At 66.2% G+C, this 18,146-nt stretch carries 18 protein-coding genes and 1 tRNA gene; 17 read left to right on the forward strand and 2 right to left on the reverse strand.

The genetic code is table 11. The features are described 5' to 3' along the window. The first annotated feature begins 1 nt into the window (after window position 1). From ACFPOU_RS00680 to ACFPOU_RS00735, 12 genes are all read left to right on the forward strand, one after another. The gene (locus ACFPOU_RS00680; protein ID WP_379715635.1) at window positions 2-430 is read left to right on the forward strand and encodes an ExbD/TolR family protein; all 429 of its coding nucleotides are present in this window, start codon (window positions 2-4) and stop codon (window positions 428-430) included. 71 nt (window positions 431-501) lie between these two features. Next, a complete protein-coding gene (locus ACFPOU_RS00685; RefSeq protein WP_379715637.1) occupies window positions 502-933 on the forward strand; it encodes an ExbD/TolR family protein in 432 nt (143 codons plus the stop codon). A gap of 71 nt (window positions 934-1,004) precedes the next feature. Then, entirely contained in the window at window positions 1,005-2,234 is a 1,230-nt protein-coding gene (locus ACFPOU_RS00690) for a tetratricopeptide repeat protein (protein WP_379715639.1), read from the forward strand. 224 nt (window positions 2,235-2,458) lie between these two features. Continuing rightward, the gene (locus tag ACFPOU_RS00695) at window positions 2,459-3,463 is read left to right on the forward strand and encodes a bifunctional riboflavin kinase/FAD synthetase (RefSeq protein ID WP_379715641.1); all 1,005 of its coding nucleotides are present in this window, start codon (window positions 2,459-2,461) and stop codon (window positions 3,461-3,463) included. Between the two features lie 76 nt (window positions 3,464-3,539). Continuing rightward, window positions 3,540-6,449, forward strand: coding sequence for an isoleucine--tRNA ligase (gene ileS, locus ACFPOU_RS00700; RefSeq protein WP_379715643.1), 2,910 nt, complete (start codon window positions 3,540-3,542; stop codon window positions 6,447-6,449). A gap of 70 nt (window positions 6,450-6,519) precedes the next feature. Continuing rightward, the gene (gene lspA / locus ACFPOU_RS00705) at window positions 6,520-7,041 is read left to right on the forward strand and encodes a signal peptidase II (protein ID WP_379715646.1); all 522 of its coding nucleotides are present in this window, start codon (window positions 6,520-6,522) and stop codon (window positions 7,039-7,041) included. Window positions 7,042-7,112: 71 nt separating this feature from the next. After that, window positions 7,113-8,333, forward strand: a complete 1,221-nt coding sequence (gene coaBC / locus ACFPOU_RS00710; protein ID WP_379715649.1) for a bifunctional phosphopantothenoylcysteine decarboxylase/phosphopantothenate--cysteine ligase CoaBC — start codon at window positions 7,113-7,115, stop codon at window positions 8,331-8,333. Between the two features lie 21 nt (window positions 8,334-8,354). Continuing rightward, window positions 8,355-8,804: a dUTP diphosphatase gene (gene dut / locus ACFPOU_RS00715; RefSeq protein WP_379715652.1), complete on the forward strand. Its 450-nt coding sequence runs from the start codon at window positions 8,355-8,357 to the stop codon at window positions 8,802-8,804. A gap of 11 nt (window positions 8,805-8,815) precedes the next feature. Further along, window positions 8,816-9,898, forward strand: coding sequence for a M48 family metalloprotease (locus ACFPOU_RS00720; RefSeq protein ID WP_379715655.1), 1,083 nt, complete (start codon window positions 8,816-8,818; stop codon window positions 9,896-9,898). A 168-nt stretch (window positions 9,899-10,066) separates the two neighbouring features. Continuing rightward, window positions 10,067-11,077 carry an XdhC family protein gene (locus tag ACFPOU_RS00725; protein WP_379715658.1) on the forward strand — a complete coding sequence of 337 codons (1,011 nt, stop codon included), beginning with the start codon at window positions 10,067-10,069 and terminating at the stop codon, window positions 11,075-11,077. 90 nt (window positions 11,078-11,167) lie between these two features. Beyond that, window positions 11,168-12,061, forward strand: a complete 894-nt coding sequence (locus tag ACFPOU_RS00730) for a DMT family transporter (protein WP_379715661.1) — start codon at window positions 11,168-11,170, stop codon at window positions 12,059-12,061. After that, on the forward strand, window positions 12,058-12,948 hold the full coding sequence (locus ACFPOU_RS00735; protein WP_379715664.1) for a DNA-3-methyladenine glycosylase family protein: 891 nt from the start codon (window positions 12,058-12,060) through the stop codon (window positions 12,946-12,948). Before ACFPOU_RS00730 ends, ACFPOU_RS00735 begins: the two co-directional genes overlap by 4 nt. A 14-nt stretch (window positions 12,949-12,962) precedes the next feature. On the opposite strand, the gene ACFPOU_RS00740 is transcribed toward ACFPOU_RS00735, so the two are convergent. Beyond that, window positions 12,963-13,376 carry a T6SS immunity protein Tdi1 domain-containing protein gene (locus ACFPOU_RS00740; protein ID WP_379715667.1) on the reverse strand — a complete coding sequence of 138 codons (414 nt, stop codon included), beginning with the start codon at window positions 13,374-13,376 and terminating at the stop codon, window positions 12,963-12,965. 210 nt (window positions 13,377-13,586) lie between these two features. After that, window positions 13,587-13,663 (reverse strand) — tRNA-Met (locus ACFPOU_RS00745). Window positions 13,664-13,834: 171 nt separating this feature from the next. On the opposite strand from ACFPOU_RS00745, the gene ACFPOU_RS00750 reads away from it, so the two are divergent. From ACFPOU_RS00750 to ACFPOU_RS00770, 5 genes are read left to right on the forward strand one after another with little or no spacing between them, the layout of a single operon-like run. Continuing rightward, window positions 13,835-14,422, forward strand: coding sequence for an NUDIX hydrolase (locus ACFPOU_RS00750; protein WP_379715670.1), 588 nt, complete (start codon window positions 13,835-13,837; stop codon window positions 14,420-14,422). Window positions 14,423-14,437: 15 nt separating this feature from the next. Continuing rightward, window positions 14,438-15,160 (forward strand): leucyl/phenylalanyl-tRNA--protein transferase, encoded by a 723-nt coding sequence (gene aat / locus ACFPOU_RS00755; RefSeq protein WP_379715673.1) that lies wholly within the window; start codon window positions 14,438-14,440, stop codon window positions 15,158-15,160. 59 nt (window positions 15,161-15,219) lie between these two features. Continuing rightward, on the forward strand, window positions 15,220-15,948 hold the full coding sequence (locus ACFPOU_RS00760; RefSeq protein ID WP_379715676.1) for an arginyltransferase: 729 nt from the start codon (window positions 15,220-15,222) through the stop codon (window positions 15,946-15,948). 48 nt (window positions 15,949-15,996) lie between these two features. Further along, complete coding sequence (locus tag ACFPOU_RS00765) at window positions 15,997-17,043, forward strand: quinone-dependent dihydroorotate dehydrogenase (RefSeq protein WP_379715679.1); 1,047 nt, start codon at window positions 15,997-15,999, stop codon at window positions 17,041-17,043. Window positions 17,044-17,050: 7 nt separating this feature from the next. Next, the gene (locus tag ACFPOU_RS00770) at window positions 17,051-18,097 is read left to right on the forward strand and encodes an aldo/keto reductase (protein WP_379715682.1); all 1,047 of its coding nucleotides are present in this window, start codon (window positions 17,051-17,053) and stop codon (window positions 18,095-18,097) included. Window positions 18,098-18,146: the final 49 nt, after the last annotated feature.

An 18,146-nucleotide genomic window follows, 5' to 3' on the forward strand; every position in this document is an offset into this window, starting at 1 on the left:
CATGTCAATGAGTGTCGGCTCCGATAGCGGAGATGAAGATGCCGTGATGTCAGAGATCAACACGACGCCGCTTGTCGACATCATGTTGGTTCTCTTGATCATCTTCCTGATCACCAGCCCGGTGGTCCTGCAGTTGCAAAAGGTTGCTCTGCCGGCGGAAACGAACCAGGTCACCAAGACCGCGCCGGAAGACATCAACATCACCGTCAATAAAGACGGGGAAATGTTCTGGAACCAGCGCCGCATCGCGAACACGGACGAGCTGTTCAAGTTCTTCGCGGAGCAGTCGGTGAAGGTGCCGCAACCTGTAGTGAAAGTTCGTGGCGACCAGGCAACCCGCTACGAATCGATCGGTCGGGTCATCTATACGGCACAACGTGCTGGCGTGCAAAAGGTCGGTTTCGTTATCGAACCGCCTGACAAGGGCTAACACCCTCCCCGCGGTGCCGGGCGCAAGCCTGGTGCCGCGATTGCACCCCAGTCATTAGAAAAGGAAACACCATGGGTATGAACGTAGGTTCAGGCTCCGCCAAGGCAGCCGATCCGGAACCGATGATGGAAATGAACATGACGCCCTTGATCGACGTTCTGTTGGTCTTGATTATCATGTTGATTATCACGATTCCGAAGCAAAACCACTCGGTCAATCTGAACATGCCGGTGGGTACGCCACCGCCGAAGACCGAAGAGCCGCGCGTTGTCACGATCGACGTCGACTTCGACGGCACCATCATGTGGGACGGCGCCGCGATTCCTGATCGCGCCACGCTGGAAGCGAAGATGAATGAAGTGGCTTCCCAGCCAAACCAGCCGGAGGTGCATCTGCGTCCGAACAAGCTGGTCGAGTACAAGGTGGTTGCCGGTGTCATGGCGACGGCCCAACGTCTCGGCGTCACGAAGATCGGCATGGTCGGTAACGAGCAGTTCCAGTAATCGCATCATGCTTGACTGATAACACGGCAGGGTTTCCCTGCCGTGTCCATTTTCAAAGAGGATTTTCCACGATGATCAAATTCCGACTCGCACACCTCGGCCTCGCACTGGCCGCCCTCGGCTTCACCGCAGCAGCGCCGATCGTTGGCCTTGCCCCGGCACATGCGCAAGCAGTACGCGCCGAAGTCGGCAAGCAACTGCAGGCAGCCCAGGCATTGATGAAACAGGGTAAGCATAAGGATGCCCTGGCAAAACTGCGCGAAGCGGACAAAATCGCCGGCAAGAGTGCCCACGAGAGCTACCTGATCGAGCGCGTACGCGCCTCGGCCGCCTCGTCGGCCGGCGATTACAGTACCGCCGCCGACGCATTCGAATCCCTGATTGCCTCGGGCAAGCTGTCGGCCAGCGAACGCAGCCAGTTCTCGGAAGGCCTGATCGGCATCTACATGCGTGGCGGCGAGCTGAACAAGGCAAACGAAGCGATCCAGCGCCAGCTCAAAAACGGCGACGATCCGAAGCTGCGTGGCTACCTGATGCAGAACTATTACAAGCAGGGCAATGTCGCCGCCTTGGAAACCGAGCTGCGCAACGCCGAGAAATCGGGCCGCATGAGCGAAGACATGCTCGGCATGCTGGCCAACATCCAGCTCAAGAAGAACGACAAGGCCGGCTACGTCAACACCATCGAAAAGCTGGCGGCGAACTATCCGAAAGCCCAGTACTGGAACGACCTGCTCAACCGCGTACAGGGCAAGCCCGGTTTCTCGAGCCGCCTGGCGGTCGACGTCTACCGCCTGAAGCTGGCCAACGGCCTGCTGAAGAAGCCGAGCGAATACATGGAAATGGCCCAGCTGGTGCTGCAGGCGAAGGCCCCGGCCGAAGCGCTCAAGATCATCGACAAGGGCTACAAGGCAGGCGCCCTGGGCACCGGCCCCGACGCTGCCCGTCACCAGCGCCTGAAGGATCTGGCCGAGAAAACCCTCGCCGAGCAGAACAAGGGCAGCGCCGCCCTGGAAGCCGAATACGTGGCGGCCAAGGACAACGACGGCCTGGTCGCCCTCGGCTACGGCCTGGTGCAGTCGGGCCAGACCGACAAAGGCCTGAAGATGATGGAAACGGCGATCAAGGCCGGCGGCCTGCGTTACGCCGACGAAGCCAAGCTGCGCCTGGGCGAAGCCTATGCCGCGGCCGGCAAGAAGCAGCAGGCGATCAGCACGCTGCGCGGCGTCGGCGGCAAGGAAGGCACGGCCGACCTGGCACGCTACTGGATCATGGCCATCAACAAGCCCCTGGCCGGCTAAGCGGTCCGAGTCCGTTGCGCGCTCCGGCCGCGTACATGCCCAGATCCAGCGCCGCCTGTCCGCAGGCGGCGTTTTTTTTCGCCCGCCGCCCACCGCCGGTGCGCGCCGACGCCCCGTCTCTCTCCGCAATGCAACAAGCCTTTACCGTATAATCAGGGTTTCGCCCTGGGGCAGCGCCGGCCACGACATGCGTGACGGACTTGCCGGGCATTCTGGAACCCACAATGAAGGTATTTCGCGGACTTCCCAACGACGCGGCGCGCGCCCCGTGCGCCCTCACGATCGGCAATTTCGACGGTGTCCATCGCGGCCACCAGGCCTTGCTGGCGCGCGTCCGGGCGGCAAGCCAGGTGCTGGGACTGGAAGCGGCGGTGATGACCTTCGAGCCGCATCCGCGCGAATACTTTGCCAGCCGTAGCGGCGACCTCAGCCGCGCACCGGCGCGCATCGCCAATCTGCGCGACAAACTCGGCGACCTGGCCAACGCCGGCATCGACCGCGTCATCGTCGAGCACTTCAACGAACAATTCGCCGCGATCTCCCCGCACGACTTCACCGGGCGCGTGCTGGCCGACGGCCTGCATGTCAAATGGCTGATGGTGGGCGAGGATTTCCGCTACGGCGCCAAGCGCGCCGGCAACGTCGAGATGCTCAAGGAAGCGGGCCGCCGCCACGGCTTCCAAGTCGAGACCCTGCCGACGGTACACCAGGGCGACCAGCGCATCTCGTCCTCGCTGGTGCGCGCGGCCCTGGCCGCGGGCGATTTGCAGGCGACCGGCGCCCTGCTCGGCCACCCGTATGCGATCTCGGGCCACGTGATCCATGGCGCCAAGCTCGGCCGTACGCTGGGTTTCCCGACCCTGAACCTGCGCGTCATGCACCGCCCCGCCCTGCAAGGCATCTTCGTGGTGCAAGTCCATGGCCTGGCCGAGACGCCCCTGCCGGCGGTCGCCAGCCTGGGCGTGCGCCCGACGGTCGAGGACGCCGGGCGCATGCTGCTGGAAGTGCACATCTTCGACTACGACCGCCCTTGCTACGGCAAGCTGGTGCGGGTCGAGTTCCTGGAAAAACTGCGCGACGAAGAAAAATATGTCGACCTCGATACGCTCACCACGGCGATCCATCGCGATGCCGAGCAGGCACGCGCCTGGTTTGCCGCGCACCGGTTGCGCCACGATCCGCGCAGCGCCGCCCGCGCCGGCGCCCTGACCGCCACCGACCGAATTTGACGCGCAACGCCACGTTGCGCGCGGCGGCACGCCAGGAACCGTGCCGCCACACCCCCTTCCCTTACCGAAGAAATTTATGTCCGAAAACAGCAAACCCGTCCAGCATGCGCCTGCCCAGAAGGCCGGCAAGAAACCAGAGAGCAAGTACCCGGTCAACATGACCGACACCCCGTTCCCGATGCGCGGCGACCTCGCCAAGCGCGAGCCGGGCTGGGTCAAGCAATGGCAGGACAAGCAGATCTACCACCGCATCCGCAAGGCTGCCAAAGGCCGCCCGACCTTCGTGCTGCACGACGGTCCTCCGTACGCGAACGGCGACATCCACCTCGGCCACGCGGTGAACAAGATCCTGAAGGACATGGTCGTCAAATCGCGCACCATGGCCGGCTTCGACGCGCCCTATGTGCCGGGCTGGGACTGCCACGGCATGCCGATCGAAATCCAGATCGAAAAACTGCACGGCAAGAATCTACCGACGCCGGAAGTCCTGCAGAAAGCGCGTGCCTATGCGCTCGAACAGATCGACCGCCAGCGCGCCGGCTTCATCCGCCTGGGCGTGCTCGGCGAATGGGAAAACCCGTACATGACGATGGCCTACGGTAACGAGGCCGACGAGCTGCGTGCGCTCGGCAAGCTGCTCGACAAGGGCTATGTCTACCGCGGCCTGAAGCCGGTCAACTGGTGCTTCGATTGCGGCTCGGCCCTGGCCGAAGCGGAAGTCGAATACCAGGACAAGCGCGACCCGGCGATCGACGTCGGCTTCCCGTTCGCGCAACCCGGGCAAGTCGCGGCCGCATTCGGCCTGCCGGCGCTGCCGGCCGGCGTCGATCCGGACAACGGCTTCATCGTGATCTGGACCACGACCCCGTGGACCATCCCGTCGAACCAGGCATTGAACGTCAATCCCGAAGTGACCTACGCCCTCGTGCAGGCCGAGCGCGACGGCCGGCCGCTGCTGCTGATCCTGGCGCAGGACCTGGTCGCGTCCTGCCTGGCGCGCTACAAGCTCGACGGCAGCGTGATCGCCACCACGACCGGCGACAAGCTCGAAGGCATGCGCTTCAAGCACCCGCTGCACGCGGCCGACCCGTTCTACGACCGCACTTCGCCTGTCTACCTGGCCGACTACGTGACCACCGACAGCGGTACCGGCGTGGTCCACTCGGCGCCCGCCTACGGCCTGGAAGACTTTGTCTCGTGCAAAGCGCACGGCATGCAGGACGACGAGATCCTGAAACCGGTGATGGGCGACGGCCGCTTCGCCGGCTCGCTGCCCCTGTTCGGCGGCCTGACGATCTGGGAAGCGAGCAAACCCATTTGCGCCGCACTGACCGCCGCCGGCGCCCTGTTCGAACTGAAAATGTTCGACCACAGCTACATGCACTGCTGGCGCCACAAGACCCCGATCGTCTACCGCGCGACGAGCCAGTGGTTCGCCGGCATGGACATCACGCCGAAAGACGGCGGCCCGACCCTGCGCGAAACGGCGCTGGCCGGCATCGCCAAGACCCAATTCTTCCCGGACTGGGGCCAGGCGCGCCTGCACGGCATGATCGAAAACCGTCCGGACTGGACCCTGTCGCGCCAGCGCCAGTGGGGCGTGCCGATGGCCTTCTTCATCCACAAGGAAACCGGGGAACTGCACCCGCGCACGCCCGAGCTGCTCGAGCAGGTGGCCAAGCTGATCGAGGCGGACGGCATCGACGCCTGGCAGGCGCTCGACCCGCGCGCGCTGCTCGGCGACGACGCCGATGCCTACGAAAAGAACAAGGACACGCTCGACGTCTGGTTCGATTCGGGCGCCACGCACCAGACCGTGCTGCGCGGCTCGCACGCCCGGCAGTCGACCTTCCCGGCCGACCTCTACCTGGAAGGCTCGGACCAGCACCGCGGCTGGTTTCACTCGTCGCTGCTGACCTCGTCGATGCTCAACGGCGCCCCGCCCTACAAGGCGCTGCTGACCCACGGTTTCACCGTCGACGAGAACGGCAAGAAGATGAGCAAGTCGCTCGGCAACACCATGGCGCCGCAGAAAATCTCGGATACGCTCGGCGCCGACATCCTGCGCCTGTGGGTCGCGTCGACCGATTACACGGGCGAGCTGTCGATCGGCGAAGAGATCCTCAAACGCGTGACCGAATCCTACCGCCGCATCCGCAACACGCTGCGCTTCCTGCTGGCGAACACCTCGGACTTCGACCCGGCCAGGCACGCGGTCCCGAGCGGGCAGCTGGTCGAGATCGACCGCTACGCGATCGCCTCGATGGCGGCCCTGCAGGACGACATCGCCGCGCACTTCGAGCGCTACGAATTCCACCCGGTCGTCTCGCGCCTGCAAAACTACTGCTCGGAAGACCTGGGCGGCTTCTACCTCGACATCCTGAAGGACCGCCTGTACACGACCGCCGTCGATTCGCCCGCGCGCCGTTCGGCCCAGACCGCGCTCTGGCACATCGCGCATGCGCTCTTGCGCGTGATGGCGCCGGTGCTCTCGTTCACCGCCGAGGAAGCCTGGGCCGTGTTCGCGGACGAGCAAGCCTACAAGGACAGCGACGAGACCATCTTCACGCAGACGCTGTGGACGTTCCCGGACCTGCCGGACGCCGAAGCCCTGCTGGCCAAGTACGCGGCCTTGCGCGACGTGCGTGCCGACGTCACCAAGCAGCTCGAGGAAGTGCGTGCTGCGGGTGCGATCGGTTCGTCGCTGCAGGCCGAACTGACGATCAAGGCGGCTGGCACCAAGTACGAACTGCTCACGAGCCTGGACGACGACCTGAAATTCGTCTTCATCACCTCGCAGGCGACGGTGGCACAGGCGGCCAACGCGCTCGATGAAGCGGTGCAGGTGACGGCGTCGGAAGCGCCCAAGTGCGAGCGCTGCTGGCACTACCGCCGCGACGTCGGCCACGACCAGGCGCACGCGGGCCTGTGCGGCCGCTGCGTGAGCAACCTGTTCGGCGCCGGCGAAGCACGCCGCTTCGCGTAAGCAGTCGCACCCCGGCCGCCATGCCGCCCTTGAAGCGGCATGGCGGTTTTACCATCCGACCCGATATCCCATGGCAACCAAGAAAAAACCGAGCATCACCACCGTCCACAAGTCCGCCGGCGCCGGCATGACCCCGTGGCTGGGCATCGCCTTCATCATCGTCCTGATCGACCAGCTCACCAAGATCACCGTCTCGAAACTGTTCACCTACGGCGAGACGCTGCCGGTGACCAGCTTCTTCAACCTGGTGCTCGTGTATAACCCGGGCGCGGCGTTTTCCTTCCTGGGCGACCAGGGCGGCTGGCAGCGCTGGTTTTTCACGGCCATCGCGGTCGGCGCGATCGGCTTCATTCTCTACCTGCTCAAGCGCCATCCGGGCCAGCGCCTGTTCTGCTGGGCCCTGGCCCTGATCCTGGGCGGCGCCATCGGCAACGTGATCGACCGCATCGCCTATGGCCACGTGATCGATTTCCTGGACTTCTACTGGCGCGGCTGGGGCCATTTCCCGGCCTTTAACGTCGCCGACATCGGCATCTCGGTCGGCGCCTTCCTGTTCATCCTCGATGAACTGCGGCGCGTGAACAAGAACTGAGCAAGCACTGAGCAAGAACTGAGCAAGAACTGAGTAAAAACTGAATACGGAACACCAGCAAGGAGCGCGACATGGACCTGCAAGGTAAAAAAATCGTCCTCGGCCTGTCCGGCGGCGTCGCCTGCTACAAGGCGGCGGAACTGTGCCGCGCGCTGATCAAGCAGGGCGCGCAGGTGCACGTCGTGATGACCGAGGCCGCCACCCACTTCATCGGCGCCGTCACCATGCAGGCACTCTCGGGCAACCCGGTCTGGCTCGACCAGTGGGACGCGCGCATGCCCAACAACATGGCGCACATCGACCTCACGCGCGGCGCGCACGCGGTGCTGGTCGCGCCCTGCTCGGCCGACTTCATCCGCAAGCTCGCGCATGGCGCCTGCGACGACCTGCTCTCGACCCTGTGCCTTGCGCGCCCGCACGGCGTGCCGCTGCTGGTCGCGCCGGCGATGAATGTCGAGATGTGGCAGAACCCCGCCACGCAGCGCAACGTCGCGACCCTGCGCGAGGATGGCGTCAAGATCTTCGGTCCGGCCGCCGGCGAGCAGGCCTGCGGCGAGACGGGCCTGGGGCGCATGCTGGAACCGGAGCAACTGCTCGAGGAACTGATCGCCTCCTTCCAGCACAAGATCCTGCTGGGCAAGCGGGTGCTGATCACGGCCGGGCCTACTTTCGAGGCGATCGATCCGGTACGCGGCATCACGAATCTCTCGTCCGGCAAGATGGGCTATGCGATCGCCCGCGCCGCGCGCGAAGCCGGCGCCGAGGTGACGCTGGTGTCGGGCCCGACCGCCCTGCCCACACCGCATGGCGTGCGCCGCATCGACGTGGTTTCTGCCCGGCAGATGCACGACGCCGTGATGGCGGGCGTCGAAGACCAGCACGTGTTCATCGGCGTGGCCGCGGTGGCCGACTGGCGCGTGGCCAACGCCAGCGACCAGAAACTGAAAAAGCAGGAAGGCGGCGGCGCGCCCCAGCTCGAATTCGTGCAGAACGCCGACATCCTGGCGGCGGTCGCGGCCACCACCTCGCTGTCGGGCTGGCCCTACTGCGTCGGCTTTGCCGCCGAGTCGGAAAACCTGGTCGAATACGGCGCAGCCAAGCGCGAACGCAAAGGCATTCCCCTGTTGGTCGGCAACATCGGCCACCATACCTTCGGCCAGGACGACAATGCGATCGTCCTGTTCGACGAGCACGGCCACACCGTGCTGCCGCGCGCCGACAAGCTGACGCTGGCGCGCCAGCTCGTTTCCGAAATCGGCAAGCGCCTCGAACAGCGCTCGCTGCTCACCTGATTCAACGATCCAGGAACACGCATGAAAACCATCGACGTAAAAATCCTCGACCCGCGCATGAAGGAGTTGCTGCCCGCCTACGCCACGCCCGGCAGCGCGGGGCTCGACCTGCGCGCCTGCATCGACGCGCCGATCGATCTCCAGCCGGGCCAGACCGTGCTGGTGCCGACCGGGCTGGCGATCCACGTTGCCGATCCCGGCTATGCGGCGATGATCCTGCCGCGCAGTGGACTCGGCCATAAGAACGGCATTGTCCTCGGCAATCTGGTAGGCTTGATCGACTCCGATTACCAGGGCCAGCTGATGGTCTCGACCTGGAACCGCGGCCAGGCCGCCTTTACGCTGCAGCCGCTGGAGCGCCTGGCGCAGCTGGTGATCGTGCCCGTCCTGCAGGTCGGCTTCCAGGTCGTCGACGAGTTCGCATCGAGCGAACGGGGCGCCGGCGGGTTCGGCAGCACCGGAAAACAATAACGAGGAGGACCATGATTCGCTTTGAACGCCTGCGCCCGGCCGTGCTGGGTGTCGCCATTGCTGTACTGCTGGCCGCGTGCGGCACGCAAGCCCCGATCCGCCAGCCCGGCATGCCCGGACCCATCACGGAAACGCCGCAAGGCACGCCGTTGACGCCGCAGATGTCGGCCGCCGCCGAGACGCTCACCAGGATGGCCGCGCTGCAGGACCGCCTGTATCGCGTGGCGGCGCCGCTCCTGATCGACAATGCGGCGCTGTGCACGAAACACGCGCGCAACCTGCTCGGCTTTACCGCCAAGAACCGCCATTCCTACCCGGGCATCTACAACGAGGCCGCGCACGTGGCCTTCGGCATGGACGAACGCCTGCAAGTGACGGCCGTGCTGGCCGGCAGCGGCGCCGCCAAGGCCGGCCTGCGCCCGGGCGACGACCTGGTCGCGGCCGGCGGCAAGCCGCTGCCGACCGGCGCCAACGCCCTGGCCGGCGCGGCCGCGATCTTCGGTCCGATCGTCGCCTCGCAGTCCACCTTGCCGCTGTCGATCGAACGCGACGGCCGTCCGCGCGATCTGAGCGTCCCGGTCACGCGCGCCTGCGGCTTCGGCATCGAGCTGGGCAACGCCGACAACGTGAACGCCTACGCCGATGGCGCGCGCGTCATGGTCACGCGCGGCATGCTGGGCGTGACCCGCAGCGACACCGAGCTGGCCTATGTGCTGGCGCGCACGATGGCGCACAACATGCTCGAGCACGCGAAGGTGCAACGCAACCAGGCCACGCAGGGCAGCGTGATCGACAACCTGACGCGCATGACACCCGACACCGCCATGCTGGGCGGCAGCGCCGGCATCAAGCCCATGCCCGCCAACCTGGATGTCGCGGCCGACCGCATGGCGATCTTCATGCTGGCCCGCGCCGACTACGATATCGAGGGCGCGCCGGGGTTCTGGAAGCGCCTGGCGGCGGCCTATCCGGCAAGCGTGGCCAATGGCTTCACGGCCAACCATCCGTCGACGGCGGCGCGGCTGACGGCGATCGAGCTGGCGATCGAGGACGTGAAGTCGAAGAAGGGCGGGAAGAAGTCGCTGGTGCCGTAAGGCCGTTGCCGCCGCAGTCGATCGCACGTCACACTCGCTCGCACGCCGTTTCGCCGGCCGCCAGGGTGGATGGGTTCCCGTCCACCCTGCGCCATTGCCGCCGTGCCGACGTCCCGCCCGCTTTTTCCGTATCATTGACATCCCTCACCAGCAGCGCCGCGCTAAATCATGGACAGCCTCGACCTCGACGTACTCAAGACCGCAGCCGCCTGGCTCGATGCCGGACATCGCTGCCAGCTGGTCACCGTCGTCAAGACCTGGGGCTCGAGCCCGCGCCCGATCGGCGCCACGCTGGCCGTGCGCGGCGATGGCCGCGTGATCGGCTCGGTCTCCGGCGGTTGCATCGAGGACGACCTGATCGAGAACGTGCGCGCCCGGGGCATCGCGCGGGACGCCAAGCCGCATCTCGTCAGCTACGGCATCAGCGCCGACGATGCGCACCGCTTCGGCCTGCCGTGCGGGGGCACCATCGAACTGGCCATCGAGCCGTTGGGCGGCGCCAGCGGCCTGCGCGAACTGCTGCGGCGCCTGGAGGGCGGCGAACTGCTGGAACGCCGCTTAGACCTGGCCAGCGGCGCCGTGACGCTGGCGCGCGCCACGCCCGGCAGCGTGCTGCGCGTCGAAGACGATATGCTGACCACCGTGCATGGCCCGCGCTGGCGCCTGTTCATCATCGGCGCCGGTCCCCTGTCGCGCTTCCTGGCGCAAGTGGCCGGTGCGATGGATTACCGCGTCATCGTCTGCGACCCGCGCGAGGAATACCGGGCCGACTGGAACCTGGCGGGCACCGAACTGGTGCACACGATGCCGGACGACCTGATGATCGAGGCCAGGCTCGACGCGCGCAGCGCCGTCGTGGCCCTGACCCACGACCCGAAGCTCGACGACCTGGCCCTGATGGAAGCGCTGAAATCCGAGGCCTTCTACGTCGGCGCGATCGGCTCGCGCCTGAACAATGCAAGACGGCGCGAGCGCCTGAAATTGTTCGATCTCTCCGACGCCGAGCTCGGCCGTCTGCACGGTCCGATCGGCTTGTACATCGGCAGCAAGACGCCGTCCGAAATCGGCATCGCGATCCTGGCCGAAATGACCGCCGTCAGGAACGGCGTACCGGCGGCGATGCTGGTGCCGCACGCGGCCGCGCCGGCCCCGGCCACGAGCGACATCTGCACGCTCTGATGTGCGGACGCGCCGCGACAGGCGGGCAAGGAACGGCTTGCGCGGCCGCGCGCCGCGGGCCACCATGCGCCCTCGCGTGCTGAGTCGAACATGACCACAATCAATTTCCTGCGCCTTTTGCTGCTGGCCGCCATCTGGGGCGGCTCCTTCCTGTTCATGCGCATCGGCGCGCCCGTGCTCGGCCCCGCCGTGCTGGTCGAGTACCGGGTGCTGTTCGCCGCGCTGTTCCTGGCGGCGGTCGGCCTGCTGCTGGGCAAGCGCCTCGACCTGCGCGCCAACTGGCGCCATTACCTGATGCTGGGCTTCTTCAATTCCGCCTTGCCCTTCCTGCTGTTCGCCTACAGCGCACGCACCCTGAGCGCGTCGGTGCTATCGGTGCTGAACGCAACGGCGCCGATGTGGGGGGCGCTGATCGGCGCGCTGTGGGCACGCCAGGCGATCACGGTCAAGGGCGCCATCGGCCTCGTGCTGGGCACGGCTGGCGTGGCCCTCCTGGTGGGCTTCGACGACGTCTCGCGCCGGCCGGGCGCCGGCCTGGCGCTGGCGGCGGCGCTGGCGGCGGCCCTGTGCTACAGCATCGCCAGCCTGTATGCGAAGACGGCCAGGACGGTCGAACCCTTTGCCAACGCCCACGGCACGATGTGGGCGGCGGCGCTGTTCGTGCTGCCGGCCCTGCCCTTCTTTCCGGCGCCCGCCACCCCGACCCCGGGCGTGTGGGCGGCCGTGCTGGCGCTGGGCGTACTGTGCAGCGGCATCGCCTACCTGATCTACTTCCGCCTGATCGTCGACATCGGCCCGACCTCGGCGCTGACCGTCACCTTCCTCAATCCCCTGTTCGGCATCCTCTGGGGCGCGCTCTTCCTCGGCGAGGCCGTGGGCTGGCATACGCTGGCGGGCGCGGCGATCGTGCTGGTCGGCACCGCGCTGGTGACGGGCTTCGTGCCGCGCGTCAAGCGTCCGGCGCCGGCCGCCGGCCGGCCATGACGACCCGGGCGCTGACCGTCGCGCTGCCCGCGCATTACCGCAGCGCCGACGTGCTCGCTTTCCATGCGCGCGACGGCGCGGGCCTGGCCGAACAGGTCAGCGGCGAGCGCATCCGCAAGGCGGTGCTGATGCGCGGTGTGCCGGTGCTGCTGGACGTCACGCTCGCGCCGCAGGCGGCGCACTGCCAGATCGAGGCCGACGGCGCGCTCGACGCGGCCGCGATGGCATGCGTGCACGAGGCACTGCGCAGCATCCTGGCGCTGCGCATCGATCCGGCGCCCTTCGATGCCTGCGTGCGCGCCGATCCCGTGTTCGGTCCGCTGGTGGCGCGCCGGCCGGGCTTGCGCATCGTCCAGTCCGCCAGCGTGTTCGAGGCCTTGACCTGGGCCGTCATCGGCCAGCAGATCAACCTGCCGTTTGCCATCGGCCTGCGCCGCAGCTTCATCGCCCAGGCCGGACGGCCGCACAGCAGCGGCTTGTGGTGCTACCCGGAAGCCGCCGACGCGGCGCGGCTCGACCTCGACACGCTCACGTCGCGCAAGTTCTCGCGCGCCAAGGCCGAGACCCTGTTGCGTGTGGCGCGCATGGCCGCCGACGGCGCACTGCATCTGGCGCAGGACGACGATCCGGCGCGCGCCGCCCCGCGCCTCCTGGCAATCAAGGGCATTGGCCCCTGGACCGTGAATTACACCCTGCTGCGCGGTTACGGCCATGCCGACTGTTCGCTCGAAGGCGACGTCGCCGTGCGCGAGGCGCTGCGACGTTTATTGGGGGAAACGGAAAAGCCGGACCACGCGCGCACGCAGGCATGGCTGGCGCAGTACAGCCCGCACCGGACGATGGCGGCGGCCTATTTGTGGGCCAGTCTCGCCGGGACGGCAGGCTAGCGGCGCTGCCGGCCTCACGTCCAGCGCGGCATCCCCTCCAGCTGCTGCGCGCCCTCCCCGGAAAACCGGATCAGTTCGCTCAAGGGCACGGTGGCCAGGTTCTCGCTGCCGTAATGGCCGCCCAGCGCACTGGGAATCTTGAGGCAATAGGTGCGGTCGTCGGTCAGGGGCCCGAGCGTGGACTCGGCCAGGTCGACCAGTTCCGGCATGTACCAGTCGTTGAGGAAGTCCTGGTTGTAGGAAAGCGCATCGAGGGCGGCGCGGTCTTCGGCGACCGGTTCGCAGCACAGGTCTTGCGGGCGCAGGCGCCAGTAGGTGCCGTCGGCGTCGCGCAGGATCAGGTTGCCGAAGGCGTTGGCGCCGAGTATCTCGACCGCCCGCAAGCCCATCCAGCCCCAGGCGTCGTTGATATCTTCAACAGTAATCATGGTGAACCCGTCAATGGAAGGTTGGACGTGTCGGCGCGTGCCAAGGAAACATTTCCATGGCCGGGGCCAGCTGATTGTTCGACAGCGCCGAGTTCGGCTAGTGCCGTCAACCCGCAAGCTGCTTGATACAGGTCGAGTCCGGCAAGGAAAAGGGAGCGGGCATGAAAAAACCGCAGACCCCTGTCAAGGAATCTGCGGCTTTTCTGAATCTGGTTGCGGGGACAGGATTTGAACCTGTGACCTTCGGGTTATGAGCCCGACGAGCTGCCAGACTGCTCCACCCCGCGTCTGTGAAATGAATTATACGCGGCTTCGGCCGTTTAGGCAAACCTGATGCCGGACGCATGAACGATTGACGGATTCAATAGGGCGCGAACGTCCTGCTGCCGAGCCGGCGTCGCGGCACTGTTGCCCGAATCGGGTGTAAAGTAGCCGCATATTCATTCTCATGCATCCCTATGAACTTTTGTTCCGAGTGCGGCCATGCGGTCGCGCTGGCCATTCCCGAAGGCGACAACCGGCCACGCCATGTATGTACGCAGTGCGGCACGATTCACTACCAGAACCCGAAAATGGTCATCGGCTCCATCCCGGTCTGGGAAGAGGACGGCACGCCGCGGGTGCTGCTGTGCCGCCGCGCCATCGAACCGCGCCATGGCTATTGGACCTTGCCCGCCGGCTTCATGGAAAACGGCGAGACGACCAGCGAGGCCGCCGTGCGCGAGACCGAGGAGGAAGCCGGCGCCAACATCGAGATCGGCAACCTGTTCTCCCTGCTCAATGTTGCCCACGTTCACCAGGTCCACATGTTCTACCTGGCGCGCCTGCTCGACCTCGACTTCGCGCCCGGCGAGGAAAGTCTCGAGGTGCAGCTGTTCGCCGAACGCGACATTCCCTGGGACGACCTGGCGTTTCCGACGATCCGCACGACGCTGGAACTGTTCTTTGCCGACCGCGTCAAAATGCGCGAGGGCGTGTCGAGATCGTATGGCGTGCACAGCCACGACATCCGGCGTCCGATGATTGCTCCACGCGAACCTGACTGAGGGGCGAGAACCGCCATGATTCCCTGGCTTGACGCGCATACGCCGTTTCCCGACGTATCCGAGGCGCTGACGATCGACGCGCCCGGCCTGCTCGCGGCAGGCGCCGACCTGTCGCCGCGGCGCCTGCTGCTGGCTTACCAGAACGGCATCTTTCCCTGGTTCTCGGAAGGCCAGCCCATCCTCTGGTGGAGCACCGATCCGCGCATGGTCCTGCATACGGACGAGTTCAAGATCAGCGACAGCCTCAGGAAAACCCTGCGCCGCGTCGAACGCAGCCGCACCGAAGGCGGGCGCTGGCAAGTGCGCTTCGACAGCGATTTCGACGCCGTCATGCGCGCCTGCGCCGCCCCGCGCAAGGACGGGCCCGGCACCTGGATCTCCGAAGACATCATCGCCGGCTATGCCGGCCTGCATGCGCTCGGCTACGCCCACTCGGCCGAGGTCTGGCTCGATGGCGAACTGGTCGGCGGCGCCTACGGCGTGTGCATCGGCCGCATGTTCTATGGGGAATCGATGTTCGCGCGGGTGTCGGACGCCTCGAAGGTGGCGCTGTCCTACCTGGTGGCCTTCCTGCGCGCGCACGGTGTGCGCATGGTCGACTGCCAGCAGGAAACCGGCCACCTGGCGTCGCTGGGCGCGGCGCCCATTCCACGGGCAGTGTTTCTGCAGCACTTGCGCGCGGCAATACGCGAGCCGGCCATCGGCCCGTGGGAACCCGTCGCACCGTTTAGCACGTAGAGAATTGTGCGCGGCCCGGCTTTCGTTAGAATAGCCCCATCACGTCCCGAGAGCTCTGCATGACGCACCTTAATGACCTGCCCTTTTCAACGCTGCAGTTCTACACGACCGCACCCTACCCGTGCAGCTACCTCGATGCGCGCCAGGCGCGCTCGCAAGTGGCCACCCCTTCGCACCTGATCAATGCGGACGTGTACTCCGAACTGGTGAAGAACGGCTTTCGCCGCAGCGGCATTTTTACCTACCGCCCGTACTGCGACGGTTGCCAGGCCTGCATCCCGGTGCGCGTACGCTGCGCCGCGTTCACGCCCAGCCGCGCCCAGCGCCGCGCCTGGAAGCGCCACGAGACGCTCAGCGCCATGGTGGCCAACCTCTCGTTCTCGGACGAGCACTACGCGCTCTACCTGCGCTACCAGACCACGCGCCACGTCGGCGGCGGCATGGACCAGGACAGCCGCGACCAGTACGCCCAGTTCCTGCTGCAAAGCCGGGTCAACACGCGCCTGGTCGAATTCCGCGAGCCCGACGGCACGCTGCGCATGGTCTCGATCATCGACGTCCTGTCCGACGGCTTGTCCTCGGTGTACACCTTCTTCGATCCGGACGTGGCGGGCGCCTCCTTCGGCACCTACAACGTGATGTGGCAGGTGGCCCAGGCGCGCGAACTGGACCTGCCCTTCGTCTACCTCGGCTACTGGATCGAGCAAAGTCCGAAAATGGCCTATAAAATCAATTTCCGCCCCCTGGAAGCGCGCATCAACGGCGTCTGGGGCATCCTCGACCGGTAAGGAGGCTGCTCACGGTACAATTGGCGCGACCCCATTTTCGAGCGCTCCATGTCCGATAAAATCCTCTACACCCTCGCCCGTCCTCTGCTGTTTACGCTGCCGGCGGAAACTGCCCACAACCTGACCCTGCCCGCCCTGCGCGGCGCCGCCCGGCGCGGCATGGCCGGCATGTTCAAGAAGCCGGCGCCGGACCCGCGCACCGTCATGGGCATCACCTTCCCCAACCCGGTCGGCCTGGCGGCGGGCCTGGACAAGGATGGGGCCTATATCGACGGCCTCGCGGCCCTCGGGTTCGGCTCGATCGAAATCGGCACCGTGACCCCGCGGGCCCAGGCCGGCAACCCGAAACCGCGCATGTTCCGCATTCCGGCCGCGCGCGGCATCATCAACCGCATGGGCTTCAACAACCGCGGCGTCGACGCGTTCGTCGCCAACGTCCAGGCTTCGCGCTTCTACCAGGAACAGCAGGGCGTGCTCGGCCTGAACATCGGCAAGAACGCCGACACCCCGATCGAGCGCGCCGCCGACGATTACCTGGAATGCCTGCGCAAGGTGTATCCGTATGCAAGCTATGTCACGGTGAACATCTCGTCGCCGAACACGAAGAACCTGCGCCAGTTGCAGGGCGCCTCGGAACTCGACAGCCTGCTCGCGCAACTGAAGGCCGAGCAGACGCGCCTGGCTGACGACTACGGCCGCTACGTCCCGCTCGTGCTGAAGATCGCGCCGGACATCGACGCCGAACAGATCCGCGACATCGCCGGCGCCCTCCTGCGCCACAAGATCGATGGCGTCATTGCCACCAACACCACCCTGAACCGGCGCGACGTCGAGCGCTACCGGCATGGCATGGAAACCGGCGGCATCTCGGGCGCGCCCGTGTTCGACCTGTCGAACATCGTGATCCGCGCGATGAAGCGGGAACTGGGCGACGCGATCCCGATCATCGGCGTCGGCGGCATCCTGTCGGGCAGCGACGCCCAGGCGAAAATCGAGGCCGGCGCCCGGATGGTCCAGCTCTACAGTGGCCTGATCTACCGCGGCCCGTCGCTGGTGCGCGAGTGCGCCGAGGCGCTCAGAACCATCAAGGGGTAAGCAGACGATGGAACGCCACCGGCTCGGACGCAGCGATATACGGGTATCGAAGGTGTGCCTCGGCACGATGACCTTCGGCGAGCAGAACACGGAACCCGACGCGCACCGCCAGCTCGACTATGCGATCGAGCGCGGCATCAATTTCATCGATACGGCGGAAATGTATCCGGTCATGGGCCGCGCCGAAACCCAGGGGTCGACCGAGCGCTTCATCGGCAGCTGGCTGCACAGGCGCGGCAGGCGCGACGACGTCGTCATCGCGTCGAAGATCGCCGGCCCGAATGCCAGCATGGGCTGGATCCGCGGCCCTGCGCACAATCTCGACGCGTCCGACATCCGCGCCGCGGTCGAGGCCAGCCTGGAGCGCCTGCAGACCGATTACATCGACCTGTACCAGGTCCACTGGCCGAGCCGCAACCTGCCGATTTTCGGCGCCAACAGTTTCGACCCGAAGCGCGAACGCAGCAGCGTGCCGATCGAGGAGACGCTGGGGGCGCTGGATGAACTGGTCAGGGCGGGCAAGATCCGCGCGATCGGCATTTCCAACGAGAGCAGCTGGGGCGTCTGCGAATACGTCAAGCAGGCCGAGCTGCGCGGGCTGCCGCGCATTGCCACGATCCAGAACCTGTATAACCTGACGGCGCGCGGGTTCGAGACCTCGCTGCTGGACGAGACCTGTTTCCGCAGCGAGGTCAGCTTGCTGGCCTACAGTCCCCTGGCCTTCGGGCAGTTGACGGCGAAATACCTGGACGATCCGAAAGCGCAAGGCCGGCTGACGATTTTTCCGCCGAACTGGAGTCCGCGTTACGTGCGGCCGGAAGTGCTGGAGGCCACGCGCGCATATGCGGAACTGGCGCGGGCGCACGGATTCACGCCGGCGCAGATGGCATTGGCGTGGTGTTATTCGCGCTGGTTCGTGGGATCGACCATCATCGGGGCGACGACCATGGCGCAGCTCGAGGAGAACATCGATGCGGCGCAGATCGCGTTGGGCGATGAAGTGGTCGCGGCGATCGACGCGATCCACGGGCGCATCACCAACCCCGGGCAATAAACACGATGCGCGCTATGAGTACGCTGCGCACGATGAGCGCAATGAGTGC

Source organism: Massilia jejuensis (assembly GCF_042656795.1).
GTDB classification, from domain to species: Bacteria; Pseudomonadota; Gammaproteobacteria; order Burkholderiales; family Burkholderiaceae_D; genus Telluria; species Telluria jejuensis.